Origin of the sequence: Methylobacterium marchantiae (assembly GCF_042679825.1) — a bacterium.
Taxonomy (GTDB): Bacteria; Pseudomonadota; Alphaproteobacteria; order Rhizobiales; family Beijerinckiaceae; genus Methylobacterium; species Methylobacterium marchantiae.
The window spans coordinates 106,264-122,539 of sequence record NZ_JBHTND010000005.1; the positions used below are offsets into that span (position 1 = coordinate 106,264).

Annotated in this window: 19 protein-coding genes; all 19 read left to right on the forward strand. The window is 64.0% G+C overall.

Features of this window, described 5'->3' with window-relative positions; genetic code table 11:
- The first annotated feature begins 74 nt into the window (after nt 1–74).
- The 19 genes from rpoC to rplE all read left to right on the forward strand — a co-directional run bounded on the left by rpoC (nt 75) and on the right by rplE (nt 16,263).
- On the forward strand, nt 75–4,283 hold the full coding sequence (gene rpoC, locus ACFQ4G_RS05535; protein ID WP_238208804.1) for a DNA-directed RNA polymerase subunit beta': 4,209 nt from the start codon (nt 75–77) through the stop codon (nt 4,281–4,283).
- A 608-nt stretch (nt 4,284–4,891) separates the two neighbouring features.
- Nucleotides 4,892–5,263: a 30S ribosomal protein S12 gene (rpsL, locus tag ACFQ4G_RS05540; RefSeq protein WP_018044234.1), complete on the forward strand. Its 372-nt coding sequence runs from the start codon at nt 4,892–4,894 to the stop codon at nt 5,261–5,263.
- A gap of 105 nt (nt 5,264–5,368) precedes the next feature.
- The gene (gene rpsG, locus ACFQ4G_RS05545) at nt 5,369–5,839 is read left to right on the forward strand and encodes a 30S ribosomal protein S7 (RefSeq protein WP_238208805.1); all 471 of its coding nucleotides are present in this window, start codon (nt 5,369–5,371) and stop codon (nt 5,837–5,839) included.
- Nucleotides 5,840–5,869: 30 nt separating this feature from the next.
- Nucleotides 5,870–7,945, forward strand: coding sequence for an elongation factor G (fusA, locus tag ACFQ4G_RS05550; RefSeq protein WP_238208806.1), 2,076 nt, complete (start codon nt 5,870–5,872; stop codon nt 7,943–7,945).
- A gap of 63 nt (nt 7,946–8,008) precedes the next feature.
- The gene (tuf, locus tag ACFQ4G_RS05555) at nt 8,009–9,199 is read left to right on the forward strand and encodes an elongation factor Tu (protein ID WP_238209109.1); all 1,191 of its coding nucleotides are present in this window, start codon (nt 8,009–8,011) and stop codon (nt 9,197–9,199) included.
- An 85-nt stretch (nt 9,200–9,284) separates the two neighbouring features.
- Nucleotides 9,285–9,593 carry a 30S ribosomal protein S10 gene (gene rpsJ / locus ACFQ4G_RS05560; protein ID WP_018044230.1) on the forward strand — a complete coding sequence of 103 codons (309 nt, stop codon included), beginning with the start codon at nt 9,285–9,287 and terminating at the stop codon, nt 9,591–9,593.
- Between the two features lie 51 nt (nt 9,594–9,644).
- Nucleotides 9,645–10,388 (forward strand): 50S ribosomal protein L3, encoded by a 744-nt coding sequence (gene rplC, locus ACFQ4G_RS05565; RefSeq protein WP_018044229.1) that lies wholly within the window; start codon nt 9,645–9,647, stop codon nt 10,386–10,388.
- Nucleotides 10,388–11,008 (forward strand): 50S ribosomal protein L4, encoded by a 621-nt coding sequence (gene rplD / locus ACFQ4G_RS05570; protein ID WP_238204517.1) that lies wholly within the window; start codon nt 10,388–10,390, stop codon nt 11,006–11,008. The genes rplC and rplD overlap by 1 nt, the downstream gene beginning before the upstream one ends.
- Nucleotides 11,005–11,301 (forward strand): 50S ribosomal protein L23, encoded by a 297-nt coding sequence (locus tag ACFQ4G_RS05575; protein WP_056091577.1) that lies wholly within the window; start codon nt 11,005–11,007, stop codon nt 11,299–11,301. Before rplD ends, ACFQ4G_RS05575 begins: the two co-directional genes overlap by 4 nt.
- 25 nt (nt 11,302–11,326) lie before the next feature.
- Nucleotides 11,327–12,163, forward strand: a complete 837-nt coding sequence (gene rplB / locus ACFQ4G_RS05580; protein WP_238204518.1) for a 50S ribosomal protein L2 — start codon at nt 11,327–11,329, stop codon at nt 12,161–12,163.
- A gap of 5 nt (nt 12,164–12,168) precedes the next feature.
- Nucleotides 12,169–12,447 carry a 30S ribosomal protein S19 gene (gene rpsS, locus ACFQ4G_RS05585; protein WP_018044225.1) on the forward strand — a complete coding sequence of 93 codons (279 nt, stop codon included), beginning with the start codon at nt 12,169–12,171 and terminating at the stop codon, nt 12,445–12,447.
- A 1-nt stretch (nt 12,448) separates the two neighbouring features.
- Nucleotides 12,449–12,835, forward strand: a complete 387-nt coding sequence (rplV, locus tag ACFQ4G_RS05590; RefSeq protein ID WP_018044224.1) for a 50S ribosomal protein L22 — start codon at nt 12,449–12,451, stop codon at nt 12,833–12,835.
- 10 nt (nt 12,836–12,845) lie between these two features.
- Entirely contained in the window at nt 12,846–13,586 is a 741-nt protein-coding gene (rpsC, locus tag ACFQ4G_RS05595) for a 30S ribosomal protein S3 (protein WP_018044223.1), read from the forward strand.
- Between the two features lie 49 nt (nt 13,587–13,635).
- A complete protein-coding gene (gene rplP / locus ACFQ4G_RS05600) occupies nt 13,636–14,049 on the forward strand; it encodes a 50S ribosomal protein L16 (protein WP_018044222.1) in 414 nt (137 codons plus the stop codon).
- A gap of 14 nt (nt 14,050–14,063) precedes the next feature.
- Nucleotides 14,064–14,279, forward strand: a complete 216-nt coding sequence (gene rpmC, locus ACFQ4G_RS05605; RefSeq protein WP_238204519.1) for a 50S ribosomal protein L29 — start codon at nt 14,064–14,066, stop codon at nt 14,277–14,279.
- A gap of 10 nt (nt 14,280–14,289) precedes the next feature.
- A complete protein-coding gene (rpsQ, locus tag ACFQ4G_RS05610) occupies nt 14,290–14,556 on the forward strand; it encodes a 30S ribosomal protein S17 (RefSeq protein ID WP_238204520.1) in 267 nt (88 codons plus the stop codon).
- A gap of 462 nt (nt 14,557–15,018) precedes the next feature.
- A complete protein-coding gene (gene rplN / locus ACFQ4G_RS05615) occupies nt 15,019–15,387 on the forward strand; it encodes a 50S ribosomal protein L14 (RefSeq protein ID WP_018044219.1) in 369 nt (122 codons plus the stop codon).
- Nucleotides 15,387–15,704: a 50S ribosomal protein L24 gene (gene rplX, locus ACFQ4G_RS05620; RefSeq protein WP_238204521.1), complete on the forward strand. Its 318-nt coding sequence runs from the start codon at nt 15,387–15,389 to the stop codon at nt 15,702–15,704. The genes rplN and rplX overlap by 1 nt, the downstream gene beginning before the upstream one ends.
- Complete coding sequence (gene rplE, locus ACFQ4G_RS05625; protein ID WP_238204523.1) at nt 15,697–16,263, forward strand: 50S ribosomal protein L5; 567 nt, start codon at nt 15,697–15,699, stop codon at nt 16,261–16,263. The genes rplX and rplE overlap by 8 nt, the downstream gene beginning before the upstream one ends.
- Nucleotides 16,264–16,276 lie beyond the last annotated feature (13 nt).

Genomic DNA, 16,276 nt, shown 5'->3' on the forward strand with positions numbered 1-16,276 from the left:
GCAGCGCCTCATCGATTTCAGCACGTGGTCGGCCCCTCGGCGGAGGGTGCAGCCCGTCAGCTCAGGAGCGGATCATGAACCAAGAGGTCATGAATCTTTTCAATCAGCAGGCTCAGCCCCAGAGCTTCGACCAGATCAAGATTTCGATCTCATCGCCCGAAAAGATCCTCTCGTGGTCCTTCGGCGAGATCAAGAAGCCCGAGACGATCAACTACCGGACGTTCAAGCCCGAGCGCGACGGCTTGTTCTGCGCGCGTATCTTCGGACCGATCAAGGACTACGAGTGCTTGTGCGGCAAGTACAAGCGCATGAAGTACAAGGGCGTCATCTGTGAGAAGTGCGGCGTCGAGGTCACCCTCGCGCGCGTCCGGCGCGATCGCATGGGCCATATCGAGCTCGCGGCGCCCGTCGCCCATATCTGGTTCCTGAAGTCGCTGCCGAGCCGCATCGGCCTGCTTCTCGACATGGCGCTCAAGGATCTCGAGCGCATCCTCTACTTCGAATCCTACTGCGTCATCGAGCCGGGCCTCACCCCCCTGAAGGAGCGTCAGCTCCTGTCGGAGGAAGAGTACCTGCGCGCGCAGGAGGAGTACGGCGAGGATTCGTTCACGGCGATGATCGGCGCCGAGGCCATCCGGCGCATTCTGCAGGAGCTCGACCTCGACGGGATCGCGAACTCGCTCCGCGAGGAAATCGCCACGACGACCTCCGAGCTGAAGCCCAAGAAGCTGCTCAAGCGCCTGAAGATCATCGAGGCCTTCCAGATGTCGGGCAACAAGCCCGAATGGATGATCCTCACCGTGGTTCCGGTGATCCCGCCGGACCTGCGCCCGCTCGTCCCCCTGGACGGCGGTCGCTTCGCCACGTCCGATCTGAACGACCTCTACCGCCGCGTCATCAACCGCAACAACCGCCTGAAGCGGCTGATCGAGCTGCGCGCGCCCGACATCATCATCCGCAACGAGAAGCGCATGCTTCAGGAGGCGGTGGACGCGCTGTTCGACAACGGCCGCCGCGGCCGCGTCATCACGGGCGCCAACAAGCGTCCGCTGAAGTCGCTCGCCGACATGCTGAAGGGCAAGCAGGGCCGCTTCCGCCAGAACCTGCTCGGCAAGCGCGTCGACTATTCCGGCCGCTCGGTCATCGTGGTGGGTCCGGAGCTGAAGCTGCATCAGTGCGGCCTGCCCAAGAAGATGGCCCTGGAGCTGTTCAAGCCGTTCATCTACGCGCGCCTCGACGCCAAGGGTTTCTCGGCCACCGTCAAGCAGGCGAAGAAGCTCGTCGAGAAGGAGAAGCCCGAAGTCTGGGATATCCTCGACGAGGTGATCCGCGAGCATCCGGTGATGCTCAACCGCGCACCGACGCTGCACCGCCTCGGCATCCAGGCCTTCGAGCCGAAGCTGATCGAGGGTAAGGCGATCCAGCTGCACCCGCTGGTCTGCGCCGCGTTCAACGCCGATTTCGACGGCGACCAGATGGCCGTGCACGTCCCCCTGAGCCTCGAGGCTCAGCTGGAGGCGCGCGTCCTGATGATGTCGACCAACAACATCCTGCACCCGGCCAACGGCCAGCCGATCATCGTGCCGTCGCAGGATATCGTGCTCGGTCTCTACTACCTGTCGATCGTCGCCGAGGGCGCCATCGGCGCCTTCGACCCGACTAACAAGAAGAACCCGATGCAGGGCGTCTTCGGTACCATCGGCGAGTTGGAGCACGCTCTGGCGGCCAAGACCGTCAAGCTGCACTCGAAGATCCGCTGGCGGTGGAACGGCATCGGCCCCGATGGCGAGCCGCTGACCCAGACCTACGACACGACGCCCGGCCGCGTGATCCTGTCCACGGCCCTGCCGCTTCACAAGAAGGTCCCCTACGACGTCGTCAACAAGCTGATGACGAAGAAGGAGATCTCCGCGATGATCGACACCGTCTACCGCCACTGCGGTCAGAAGGAGTCGGTGATCTTCTGTGACCGGATCATGGCGCTCGGCTTCAACCACGCGTTCAAGGCGGGCATTTCGTTCGGCAAGGACGACATGGTCGTGCCGGACAACAAGTGGCCGATCGTGGACGACACCCGCGCCCTGGTGAAGGACTACGAGCAGCAGTACAACGACGGCCTGATCACCCAGGGCGAGAAGTACAACAAGGTGGTGGATGCCTGGGCCAAGTGCTCGGACAAGCTCGCCGCCGAGATGATGCTGCGCATCTCCACCGTGCAGAAGGACGAGAACGGCGCCGACAAGCAGATCAACTCGATCTACATGATGAGCCATTCCGGCGCCCGTGGTTCGCCAGCGCAGATGAAGCAGCTCGCCGCGATGCGCGGACTCATGGCCAAGCCCTCGGGCGAGATCATCGAGACCCCGATCATCTCGAACTTCAAGGAAGGCCTGGACGTTCTCGAGTACTTCAACTCTACACACGGAGCTCGTAAGGGCCTCGCCGACACTGCCTTGAAGACGGCGAATTCCGGCTACCTGACCCGCCGTCTCGTCGACGTGGCGCAGGATGCCGTCATCCGCGAAGTCGATTGCGGCACCACCAACGGCATCAAGATGCGCGCCATCGTCGATGCCGGCCAGGTCGTGGCCCCGCTCTCGATCCGCATCCTCGGCCGCGCTACGGCCGAAGATCTCGTGGCTCAGGACGGCACGGTCATCGTCAAGACCAACGAGACGATCGAGGAGAAGCACCTGCCCGCCATCCAGGCGGCCGGCATCCAGGAGGTCAAGATCCGCTCGGTGCTCGTCTGCGCCACCAAGAGCGGCGTCTGCGCCACCTGCTACGGGCGCGATCTCGCCCGCGGCACGCCCGTCAACATGGGCGAGGCCGTCGGCGTCATCGCGGCGCAGTCCATCGGCGAGCCCGGCACCCAGCTCACCATGCGCACCTTCCACATCGGCGGTGCGGCACAGATCGCGGATTCGTCCTTCATCGAATCGAGTTTCGAGGGCACGATCAAGATCCGCAACCGGGCCCTCGCCCGCAACACCGACGGCGATCTCATCGCCACGGGCCGCAACGTGGCCGTGGTGATCGTGGGAACCGACGGTGCCGAGCGTGCTGTCCACCGTCTGCAATACGGCGCGCGACTGCGGGTCGACGAAGGTGACAAGGTCAAGCGCGGCCAGCGTATCGCCGAATGGGACCCCTACACCCGTCCGATCATCACCGAGACCGACGGCATCGTGGCCTACGAGGACCTGATCGACGGCCAGTCGATCACGGAGACCACCGACGAGTCGACCGGCATCGCCAAGCGCGTCGTCATCGACTGGCGCGGCACGGCCCGCACCGCCGATCTCAAGCCGGCGATGCTGGTGCTCGACAAGGACGGCAAGCCGATGAAGCTGCCGCGCGGCTCCGACGCGCGCTACTTCCTGCCGGTCGATGCCATCATCGGCTACGATCCGGGCGGCACGGTGAAGGCCGGCGACATCCTCGCCCGCGTCTCCACCGACTCGGCCAAGACCCGCGACATCACCGGCGGTCTGCCGCGTGTCGCGGAGCTGTTCGAGGCGCGTCGTCCGAAGGATGCGGCCATCATCGCGGAGAAGTCGGGCACGATCCAGTTCGGGCGCGACTACAAGAACAAGCGTCGCCTGACGCTGACCCCGCATGACGGCTCGGACGCGGTCGAGTACCTGATCCCGAAGGGCAAGCACATCCACCTCCAGGACGGGGACGTGGTCGAGCTCGGCGACTACATCGTCGACGGCAACCCGGCGCCGCACGACATCCTGGCGATCAAGGGCGTGGAGGAGCTCGCTGCCTACCTCGTCAACGAGATCCAGGAGGTCTACCGGCTCCAGGGTGTGTCCATCAACGACAAGCACATCGAGGTGATCGTCCGGCAGATGCTGCAGAAGGTGGAGATCACCGACGGGGGCGATTCGGAGATCCTGACAGGCGATCAGATCGACCGGACGGAGCTCGCGGACATCAACGAGAAGCTGCTCGCGGAAGGCAAGAAGCCGGTGGTCGGCGTGCCGGTGCTGCTCGGCATCACCAAGGCGTCGCTGCAGACGAAGTCGTTCATCTCGGCGGCCTCGTTCCAGGAGACCACCCGCGTCCTCACCGAGGCGGCGGTCAACGGGAAGATCGACTACCTCGAAGGCCTCAAGGAGAACGTCATCGTCGGCTCCCTCATCCCGGCCGGTACCGGCTCCATGGCCGCAGACATCCGCGCCGTGGCACGCCGCCGCGACGCCATGATCCTGCAGCAGAAAGCGGCCGAGAGCGGTGCGCAGCCGCTGAGCGAGCTTCCGCCGGCAGCCGAGTAGGCTTCCTGCTACATACCGAACGATACCAAAGGGGCGGCCAGCGATGGCCGCCCTTTTTTCGTCTTCCGTCCTTCACAGCGTTCGATCGCCTCGCGATGACGGGGCCTCAATGCTTCACCTTGCATTGTCGATTCTCGGCTGCCACGTGGATTCTCGGCTTCGGCCGGGCGCCGTTACGAGAGGTACCGGCTCGCCACCGGCCGCCTCGGACCCAATCGGGTCACGGACGGCGCGATAATCAGGCGTTAACCCGCGATCCGGCGCAAGTTTATCGCTCGCGAGGATTGACGTTCCGGCTCTCCGCGCATAGAAGCACGCCACTCCGGCACAACAGCAGGGCATAGCGAGTCGGGCCTCACGGGCTCAACGATACTCGCCTTTCCAGCTCCGGTACTCACATCGACTGGCATTCTTGTCAGATCAGTAGGTACGAGCGCGCCGAAGGGCGTGATCCTCTGCCGAACGCGCGCCACGGGTCCTCACCGATCCATGGCGCATATTCGTTTTGCGGATCTTCTCCCGGAGATCCGTGGCAGCCCGGAGACGGACTGTTTCGTGAAGTCGAACATGGGGCCGCGTCTCAGCGGTCCGGATGAAGAGGGCAGAGTATGCCGACGATCAACCAGCTGATCGCGCAGCCGCGTAAGGCGCAGAAGAGCCGCAACAAGGTGCCGGCGCTCGACGCCTGCCCGCAGAAGCGTGGCGTTTGCACCCGCGTCTACACGACGACTCCGAAGAAGCCGAACTCGGCACTTCGTAAGGTCGCCAAGGTCCGTCTCACCAACGGCTTCGAAGTGATCGGTTACATCCCGGGTGAAGGCCACAACCTTCAGGAACACTCCGTGGTGATGATCCGCGGCGGCCGTGTGAAGGATCTTCCGGGCGTTCGCTACCACATCCTGCGCGGCGTGCTCGACACGCAGGGCGTCAAGGGCCGCAAGCAGCGTCGTTCGAAGTACGGCGCCAAGCGCCCGAAGTAAGACTGATATTCGCGCACCCCGCAAGGATGTCGCCGGCCTCCATGAGGCTCAAGGCGGCCTGCGTGGGGTGGTTTCAAGAAGTGACGACCCAATACGGAGCGCGCGATGTCCCGCCGCCATTCTGCCGAAAAGCGTGAGATCATCCCCGACGCCAAGTACGGCGACATCGTCCTGACCAAGTTCATGAATTCGATCATGTACGAGGGCAAGAAGTCGATCGCCGAGAGCATCGTCTACGGCGCTTTCGACATCGTCGAGAACCGCGCTCGTGCGAACCCCATCGAGGTGTTCCGCGCCGCTCTTGAGAACGTCGCTCCGGCGATCGAGGTCCGGTCCCGCCGCGTCGGTGGTGCCACGTATCAGGTCCCCGTCGAGGTGCGTACCGAGCGTCGCCAGGCACTGGCCATCCGTTGGCTAATCCAGGCCGCCCGCGGCCGCAACGACCGGACCATGATCGAACGCCTTTCGGCCGAGCTCCTCGACGCTGCCAACAACCGTGGCAACGCAGTCAAGAAGCGGGAAGACACCCACCGGATGGCGGAAGCCAACCGCGCCTTCTCGCACTACCGCTGGTAAGCGGCCCCGGACCCTTTCAGGAGCAATCCGATGCCACGCACGCATGCGATCGAGGACTACCGCAATTTCGGCATCATGGCTCACATTGATGCCGGCAAGACCACGACCACTGAGCGGATCCTCTACTACACCGGCAAATCCCATAAGATCGGCGAAGTCCATGACGGCGCCGCGACGATGGATTGGATGACGCAGGAGCAGGAGCGTGGCATCACGATCACCTCCGCCGCGACCACCTGCTTCTGGCGCGACAAGCGCCTGAACATCATCGACACCCCCGGCCACGTGGACTTCACGATCGAGGTGGAGCGCTCGCTCCGCGTGCTCGACGGTGCCGTCTGCGTGCTCGACGGCAACCAGGGCGTCGAGCCCCAGACCGAGACCGTCTGGCGTCAGGCCGACAAGTACGACGTGCCGCGCGTCGTGTTCGTCAACAAGATGGACAAGATCGGTGCCGATTTCTTCAAGTGCGTGGCCGACATCATTGACCGTGTTGCCGGCAAGCCGGTCTGCCTCCAGCTGCCGATCGGCGCCGAGACGACCTTCAAGGGCGTCATCGACCTCATCAAGATGAAGGCCATCGTCTGGACGTCCGAGAAGCTCGGCGCCGATTTCTCGGAGACCGAGATCCCGGCCGACCTCGCCGACCAGGCTGCGGAATACCGCATCAAGCTCGTCGAAGCCTGCGTCGAGATGGATGACGATGCCATGTCGGCCTATCTCGACGGTGTCGAGCCGGATGCCGAGACGATGCATCGCCTCGTCCGCACCGCCGTCCAGCGCCGCGCCTTCCACCCGGTGCTCTGCGGCTCGGCCTTCAAGAACAAGGGCGTGCAGCCCCTGCTCGACGCGGTCGTCGATTACCTGCCCTCTCCCGCCGATCGCGGCGAGATCAAGGGTCTCGACTTCAAGACCGAGGAAGAGACCGTCCGTCATCCGTCGGACAGCGATCCGTTCTCCATGCTCGCCTTCAAGATCATGGACGACCCGCATGTCGGTACGATCACGTTCTGCCGCGTCTATTCCGGCAAGATCGAGTCGGGCGCCAACGTCATCAACTCGTCGCGCGACAAGAAAGAGCGTGTCGGCCGCATGCTGCTCATGCACGCCAACAACCGCGAGGACGTGAAGGAAGCTTTCACGGGTGACATCGTCGCCTTGGCCGGCCTCAAGGAGACCCGCACGGGCGATACCCTGTGCGATCCGAAGGACGCCGTCATCCTCGAGAAGATGGAGTTCCCGGAGCCCGTCATCGAGATCGCCGTCGAGCCGAAGTCGAAGGCCGATCAGGAGAAGCTCGGCATCGCCCTTGCCAAGCTCGCTGCGGAAGATCCGTCCTTCCGCGTCTCCACGGATCAGGAATCCGGCCAGACCATCCTTCGCGGGATGGGCGAACTCCATCTCGACATCAAGGTCGACATCCTGCGCCGCACCTACATGGTCGACGCGAATATTGGCCAGCCGCAGGTGGCGTATCGTGAGAAGCTCACGAAGCGCACCGAGATCGACTACACCCACAAGAAGCAGACCGGCGGTACCGGTCAGTTCGCACGGGTGAAGTTCGTCGTGGAGCCCAACGAGCCAGGCAAGGGCTTCGAGTTCTCCTCGAAGATCATCGGCGGCACGGTGCCGAAGGAGTACATCCCGGGCGTCGAGAAGGGCCTCAATTCGGTCCTCGGCGCCGGTATCCTGGCGGGCTTCCCGGTGGTCGACATCAAGGTCGAGCTCATCGACGGCGCCTACCACGACGTCGACTCGTCGGCTCTCGCCTTCGAGATCGCCTCTCGCGCCGCTCTCCGCGAAGCCCTTCAGAAGGGTGGGTCGGTGCTGCTCGAGCCGGTGATGAAGGTCGAGGTCGTGTCGCCGGAGGAATATACCGGATCGGTGATCGGCGACCTCAACTCCCGCCGCGGCCAGATCCAGGGCCAGGACATGCGTGGCAACGCGAACGTCATCAACGCGATGGTGCCGCTCGCCAACATGTTCGGCTACGTGAACCAGCTGCGCTCCTTCTCTCAGGGTCGCGCGAACTTCACGATGCAGTTCGACCATTACGAAGAGGTGCCGCGCGGCGAGGCCGAAAAGGTCGTCGCGAAGTACGCTTAAGGCTTCCCGCCTTTTCCGGACCGCAGCAGCATCACCTGAAACACGAAGATTACGGAGGCTAAGATGGCCAAAGAGAAATTCGCGCGCACGAAGCCGCATTGCAACATCGGCACGATCGGTCACGTCGACCACGGCAAGACGTCGTTGACGGCGGCGATCACGAAGGTTCTGGCCGAGACGGGCGGAGCGACGTTCACGGCCTACGACCAGATTGACAAGGCGCCTGAGGAGAAGGCCCGCGGCATCACGATCTCGACGGCGCATGTCGAGTACGAGACCGCCAATCGCCACTACGCCCACGTCGATTGCCCGGGTCACGCCGATTACGTGAAGAACATGATCACCGGTGCGGCGCAGATGGACGGCGCGATCCTGGTGGTCTCGGCCGCCGACGGCCCGATGCCCCAGACCCGCGAGCACATCCTGCTCGCCCGTCAGGTCGGCGTGCCGGCGCTGGTGGTGTTCCTCAACAAGGTCGATCTCGTCGACGACGAGGAGCTCCTCGAGCTCGTCGAGATGGAGGTGCGCGAACTGCTCTCCAAGTACGACTTCCCCGGCGACGACATCCCGATCACCAAGGGTTCGGCCAAGGTGGCGCTGGACAACGGCGACAAGGCCGTCGGCCACGACGCGGTCATCGCCCTGATGGCCTCGGTGGATGCCTACATCCCGCAGCCCGAGCGTCCGATCGACAAGCCGTTCCTGATGCCGATCGAGGACGTGTTCTCGATCTCGGGCCGCGGCACCGTGGTGACGGGTCGCGTCGAGCGCGGCATCGTCAAGGTCGGCGAGACCGTGGAGATCGTCGGCATCCGCGACACCCAGACCACCACGGTCACGGGCGTCGAGATGTTCCGCAAGCTGCTCGACCAGGGCCAGGCCGGCGACAATGTCGGCGTGCTCCTGCGCGGCACCAAGCGCGAGGACGTCGAGCGCGGCCAGGTCGTGTGCAAGCCCGGCTCGGTCAAGCCCCACACCAAGTTCAAGGCCGAGGCCTACATCCTCACCAAGGAGGAGGGCGGCCGCCACACCCCGTTCTTCACCAACTACCGCCCGCAGTTCTACTTCCGCACAACGGACGTGACCGGTGTCTGCGTCCTTCCCGAGGGCACCGAGATGGTGATGCCCGGTGACAGCGTCACCATGGACGTCACCCTCATCGTCCCCGTCGCCATGGAAGAAAAGCTGCGCTTCGCCATCCGCGAAGGCGGACGCACCGTCGGCGCCGGCGTCGTCGCCGCCATCAACGATTAAGTTCAGAACGCTCAGTCTGCTGGGATCGACAGAGGGGCGGGTCCTCGCGCCCGCCCCTTACTAAGTCCCGCCAAGGTTTCAGGTCATGAACGGTCAGAATATCCGCATCCGCCTCAAGGCGTTCGATCATCGCATCCTCGATGCGTCGACCCGTGAGATCGTGTCGACGGCCAAGCGCACCGGTGCGACCATTCGTGGTCCGATCCCGCTGCCGACGCATATCGAGAAGTTCACCGTCAACCGCTCGCCGCACATCGATAAGAAGTCGCGCGAGCAGTTCGAGATGCGCACCCACAAGCGCGTGCTCGATATCGTCGATCCGACGCCACAGACCGTGGACGCGCTGATGAAGCTCGACCTCGCCGCCGGCGTGGACGTGGAGATCAAGCTCTAAGTCCCGCGGGGATTTAGAGCTTACCGTAGAATCGCGCGAGGGGAGACACCTATGCGCTCAGGCGTCATCGCACAGAAGGTCGGCATGACCCGCATCTTTACGGATGCAGGCGAACATGTGCCCGTCACAGTGCTTAAAATCGATCAATGCCAGGTGGTTGCCCACCGTACCGTCGAGAAGAACGGCTACGTCGCCCTTCAGGTCGGCGTCGGCAAGGCCAAGGTGAAGAACGTGTCGGCCGCCGAGCGCGGCCGGTTCGCGGTCGCCAAGGTCGAGCCTAAGCAGAAGCTCGCCGAGTTCCGCGTGTCCGAGGATGCGCTGATCCCGGTCGGCGCCGAGATCACCGCCGACCACTTCATCCCGGGTCAGTTCGTCGACGTGACGGGCACCACCACGGGTAAGGGTTTCGCAGGCGGCATGAAGCGCTGGAACTTCGGCGGTCTGCGCGCCACCCACGGCGTGTCCATCTCGCACCGTTCGATCGGTTCGACCGGTGGCCGTCAGGATCCGGGCAAGACCTTCAAGAACAAGAAGATGCCCGGTCATATGGGTGTCGACCGGGTCACCACCCAGAACCTGCGCGTCGTGCGTACGGATCCCGAGCGTGGCCTCATCCTCGTCGAGGGCGCCGTTCCCGGTGTCGCTGGCGGCTGGATCCAGATCCGCGACGCGGTGAAGCGCAAGCTTCCCGCCGACGTGCCGCAGCCGGGCAAGTTCCGTGAGAACGGTTCCTCCGCTGCTCCCGCCACCGAAGCTCCGGCTCCCGAGGCTCCCGCTTCCGAGGAGAACGCGTGATGAAGCTCGATATCACCACTCTCGACGGCGCCGGCGCCGGGTCGATCGACCTGGACGAGACCATCTTCGGTCTCGAGCCCCGCGCCGACCTGCTCCAGCGCATGGTGCGCTGGCAGCTCGCCAAGCGTCAGGCCGGCACCCATGCGGTGAAGAACCGCTCGGACGTCAACCGGACCCGCAAGAAGCTGTACAAGCAGAAGGGCACGGGTAACGCCCGTCACGGCGCCGCCTCCGCTCCGCAGTTCCGCGGTGGTGGACGTGCCTTCGGTCCGGTCGTGCGCAGCCATGCTCACGATCTGCCGAAGAAGGTCCGAGCGCTGGCGCTCCGTCACGCTCTCTCCGCGAAGGTGAAGGCCGAGACCCTCATCATCGTTGACGACGTGACGCTCGCCGAGGGCAAGACCAAGAACCTGGTCGAGCGCTTCGAGAAGATGGGCCTGTCCAGCGCGCTGATCATCAGCGGTGCCGAGGTCGACGTGAACTTCGGTCGCGCCGCTCGCAACATCCCGCAGATCGACGTCCTGCCGGTTCAGGGCATCAACGTCTACGACATCCTGCGTCGCGACAAGCTCGTGCTGACGCGCGCAGCGATCGATGCGCTGGAGGCGCGATTCAAATGAGTGCCGATCCGCGCCACTACGACATCATCGTCTCTCCGGTCATCACCGAGAAGGCGACGAACCTCACCGAGCAGAACAAGGTCGTCTTCCGGGTTGCCCCGAAGGCCACCAAGCCGCAGATCAAGGAAGCGGTCGAGAAGCTGTTCGACGTCAAGGTCACGGGCGTGAACACGCTCGTCACCAAGGGCAAGAAGAAGATTTTCCGCGGGCTTCGCGGACAGCGTTCGGACGTGAAGAAAGCGATCGTGACCCTCGCCGAGGGTGAAACGATCGACGTCACGACCGGCCTCTGACACGAAAAGCGTTAGGATCAAGCCGATGGCCTTGAAGACATTCAAACCGGTCACGCCGAGCCTTCGCCAGCTCGTGCTCGTCGACCGCCGTGAGCTCTACAAGGGCAAGCCGGTCAAGAAGCTCACCGAGGGCAAGTCGTCGTCCGGCGGCCGCAACAACCTCGGTCGCATCACCGTCCGTTTCCGCGGCGGTGGACACAAGCGCACCCTGCGCAACGTCGATTTCAAGCGTCGCGAGCAGCTGGGCGTCGCCGCCACCGTGGAGCGGATCGAGTACGATCCCAACCGCACGGCGTTCATCGCGCTGATCACCTACCCCGACGGCGTGCAGAGCTACATCCTGGCTCCCCAGCGCCTTTCGCCGGGCGACAAGGTGATCGCGGCCGAGCAGGTCGACATCAAGCCGGGTAATGCCGGTCCGGTCGGCAACATGCCGGTCGGCACTATCGTGCACAACGTCGAGCTCAAGATCGGCAAGGGTGGCGCGATTGCCCGCTCGGCCGGCAACTACGCTCAGATCGTCGGGCGCGACCAGGGCTACGTGACTCTGCGCCTGAATTCGGGCGAGCAGCGTCTGGTCCACGGCCAGTGCTTCGCCAGTGTCGGTGCGGTGTCGAACCCGGACCACATGAACATCTCGCTCGGCAAGGCCGGCCGCAATCGCTGGCTCGGCAAGCGTCCGCACGTTCGCGGCGTTGCCATGAACCCGGTCGATCACCCGCACGGCGGCGGTGAGGGTCGTACCTCGGGCGGCCGGAATCCGGTCACGCCCTGGGGCGTGCCCACCAAGGGGAAGAAGACCCGCTCGAACAAGCGGACCGACGTCTTCATCCTCGCCAGCCGTCACAACCGCAAGAAGTAACCCTCATGGCACGCTCGCTCTGGAAGGGGCCGTTCATCGACGGCTACCTCCTCAAGAAGGCTGAGACCGCTCGCGGATCCAGCCGCAACGAAGTCATCAAGATCTGGAGCCGTCGCTCCACGATCCTGCCGCAGTTCGTCGGGCTCACCTTCGGTGTGCACAACGGACAGAAGCATATCCCGGTCTACGTGTCCGAGGAGATGGTCGGCCACAAGTTCGGCGAGTTCTCGCCGACGCGGACCTTCCACGGCCACGCAGCCGACAAGAAGGCGAAGAGGCGCTGAGATGGGCAAGCAAGCCACCCCCCGCGCGCTCCCCGAGAACGAGGCGAAGGCCGTCGCGCGCATGCTGCGCGTGAGCCCTCAGAAGCTCAATCTCGTTGCGCAACTCATCCGCGGTAAGAAGGTCGAGTCGGCTCTGGCCGACCTGGAATTCTCCCGCAAGCGGATCGCCCGCGAGGTCAAGAAGTGCCTCGAGAGCGCCATCGCCAATGCCGAGAACAACCATGACCTCGATGTCGACGATCTCGTCGTCTCCGAGGCCTTCGTCGGTAAGGCGCTCGTGCTCAAGCGGTTCCACGCCCGTGCGCGTGGCCGCGGCGCCCGCATCCTGAAGCCCTTCGCGAACCTCACCATCGTGGTGCGCGAAGTCCCGACCGCCGAAGCGGCGTGAGGAGGACCTGATGGGCCAGAAAGTCAATCCGATCGGTCTGCGGCTCGGTATCAACCGGACCTGGGACTCCCGCTGGTTCGCCCAGAAGGGTGAATACGCCAAGTTGATGCACGAGGACGTCGCCATCCGCGCCGCACTCATGAAGCAGCTCAAGCAGGCCGCTGTCTCGAAGATCGTCATCGAGCGTCCGCACCGGAAGTGCCGCGTCACCATCCATTCGGGTCGCCCCGGTGTGGTGATCGGCAAGAAGGGCGCGGATATCGAGAAGCTGCGCAAGCTCGTCGGCACCCTCACGAAGGCCGACGTGACCATCAACATCGTCGAGGTGCGCAAGCCCGAGATCGATGCGACCCTGGTGGCCGATTCGATCGCCCAGCAGCTGGAGCGTCGCGTCGCCTTCCGCCGTGCCATGAAGCGTGCGGTCCAGTCGGCCATGCGCCTCGGTGCCGAAGGCATCCGGATCAATTGCTCGGGTCGTCTCGGCGGGGCCGAGATCGCGCGCCAGGAATGGTACCGCGAAGGTCGCGTTCCGCTGCATACCCTGCGTGCGGATGTCGATTACGGCGTGGCGACTGCCTTCACGACCTACGGGACGTGCGGAATCAAGGTGTGGGTGTTCAAGGGCGAAATCCTCGAGCACGACCCGATGGCGCAGGACAAGCGCGCTCAGGAAGAAGGCGGCCGTTCGGGCGGACGTCGCGAGCGCGATGGCGAGGGTGGCCGCGAGCGCGGCCGTCGCGAACACGCCTGAGGCGTGATCGCGTACGCCCATTAGCCAGAGAAGGTGTTGAGAGGCTGCCATGTTGCAACCCAAGAAGACCAGGTTCCGTAAGCAGTTCAAGGGTCGCATCCACGGTGCGGCCAAGGGCGGCTTCGACCTCAATTTCGGGACGTTCGGCCTCAAGGCCATCGAACCGGAGCGTGTCACCGCGCGGCAGATCGAGGCGGCTCGCCGCGCGATCACCCGCGAGATGAAGCGCCAGGGCCGTGTCTGGATCCGGATCTTCCCGGATGTGCCGGTCACGGCGAAGCCCACCGAAGTCCGCATGGGCTCCGGTAAGGGCGCACCCGAGTTCTGGGCTGCCCGCGTGCATCCCGGACGTATCATGTTCGAAGTCGACGGCGTCGCCGAGGACATCGCCAAAGAGGCTCTCCGCCTCGGTGCGGCGAAGCTCCCGATCCGCACGCGCGTCGTTCAGCGCATCGCTGATTAAGGGAGGAGGGGATCATGAAGTCGTCGCAAAGACAGTCGGATCTGTCCGCCCTGTCGCCGGATCAACTGAACGACGAGCTGCTGAACCTGAAGAAGGAGCAGTTCAACCTGCGCTTCCAGGGCGCGACCGGTCAGCTCGAGAACGTCGCCCGGGTCCGTGAGGTCCGCCGCGATATCGCCCGCGTTCGCACGCTTCAGCGTCAGAAGACGCTGAAGTCCGCGCAGGCTTGAGGAGTACATCATGCCGAAGCGCGTATTGCAGGGCGTCGTCGTCAGCGACAAGGGCGAGAAGACCATCGTCGTGAAGGTGGAGCGTCGCTTCACCCATCCGGTGATGAAGAAGACCGTCCGTCGTTCGAAGAACTACCACGCCCATGACGAGACCAACGTCGCCAAGGTCGGTCAGACAGTGTCGATCGAGGAATGCCGTCCGTTCTCGAAGACCAAGACCTGGAAGCTCATCGAAGGCGGCGCAGCCGCTCCGGAAGCGACCGCCGCCGAAGCGTGAGCGGGATGCGGGTTTTTTAGAGCGGGCGCAGCTTCTGCGCCCGCTTTTTTGTGCCTGGTCCATCCTCGGCCGGATCTGCCGCCAGGCCGCGGAATTCGCTTGCGAATCGGACTTGCGAATCGATCCGCTCGAATCGTTGCCTGCTCTTCGCAGTAGCGGGGCGTAGGAATGCGGGTCCTCGCTCCGTAAAAGTCCGTCGCGATGATGGTCACCGAGCCGGGAATGCATCGTCCGGTCTGATTTCTCTTGCGCATGTCCGCTACCCATAGTATCGGACCGTCCTTCGCGACATTTGAGAGGGGTGCTCGCACCCTTCGTACGCGGCGACCGCGCCGGTGTTCAAAACACCGATTGCGCGGTGCTTCATATGAGCCGGGGACATCAGATCCCCATCAGGCGTCGTCCGCCGGACAATACCGTCCGTGTGCGGAAACCCGCCTGAAACAAGGAAAGGTCACTCTCGTGATCCAGATGCAGACGAATCTGGACGTCGCCGACAATTCTGGTGCGCGTCGCGTGATGTGCATCAAGGTTCTCGGCGGGTCGAAGCGCAAGTATGCCGGCGTGGGCGATATCATCGTCGTGTCGGTGAAGGAGGCCATTCCCCGCGGCCGCGTGAAGAAGGGCGACGTCATGAAGGCCGTCGTCGTTCGCACCGCCAAGGAAGTGAAGCGCGCCGACGGATCCGTGATCCGGTTCGACAAGAACGCCGCCGTTCTGATCAACAATCAGAAAGAGCCGATCGGCACCCGTATCTTCGGACCCGTGCCGCGCGAATTGCGCGCCCGGAACCACATGAAGATCATCTCGCTCGCTCCGGAGGTGTTGTGATGGCTGCCAAGGTCAAGAAGGGCGACAAGGTCGTCGTTCTCACGGGTCGCGACAAGGGTCGCTCCGGCGAGGTCATCTCGGTGATGCCGAAGGAAGATCGTGCGCTCGTGCGCGGGATCAATCTGGTCAAAAAGCACCAGAAGCAGACGCAGAACCAGGAAGGCGGCATCGTCTCCAAGGAAGCCGCAATTCATCTGTCCAATATCGCGATCGCCGACCCGAAGGACGGTCAGCCGACGCGCGTTGGTTTCCGCATTCTCGACGACGGCCGCAAGGTCCGGTTCGCCAAGCGCTCGGGGGATCAGATCGATGGCTGAGAAGAACAACGACGCGTACACCCCCCGTCTGCGCAAGCATTACGACGAGGTCGTGCGCCAGAAGCTGATCGAAGAGTTCGGCTACAAGAACCCCATGCAGGTTCCGGTCATCGAGAAGATCGTGATCAACATGGGCGTGGGCGAGTCCACCGCCGATTCCAAGAAGGCCTCCGTCGCCGCCGGCGACCTTGCGCTGATCGCCGGCCAGAAGCCGGTCATCACCAAGGCCCGCAAGGCCATCGCGACCTTCAAGGTCCGCGAAGGTATGCCGATCGGCTGCAAGGTGACGCTGCGCAAGCATCGGATGTACGAGTTCATGGACCGCCTCATCACCATCGCGCTCCCGCGCGTGCGTGACTTCCGCGGCCTGAACCCCCGTTCGTTCGACGGCAACGGCAATTACGCGTTGGGCCTCAAGGAGCACCTGGTGTTCCCGGAGATCTCCTACGACAAGGCCGACGCCACGTGGGGCATGGACATCGTCATCCAGACGTCCGCCCGCACCGATGCCGAGGCGCGCGCGCTCCTCGCGCAATTCCGATTCCCGTTCCGGCAGTAAGTGCTGAAAAGCT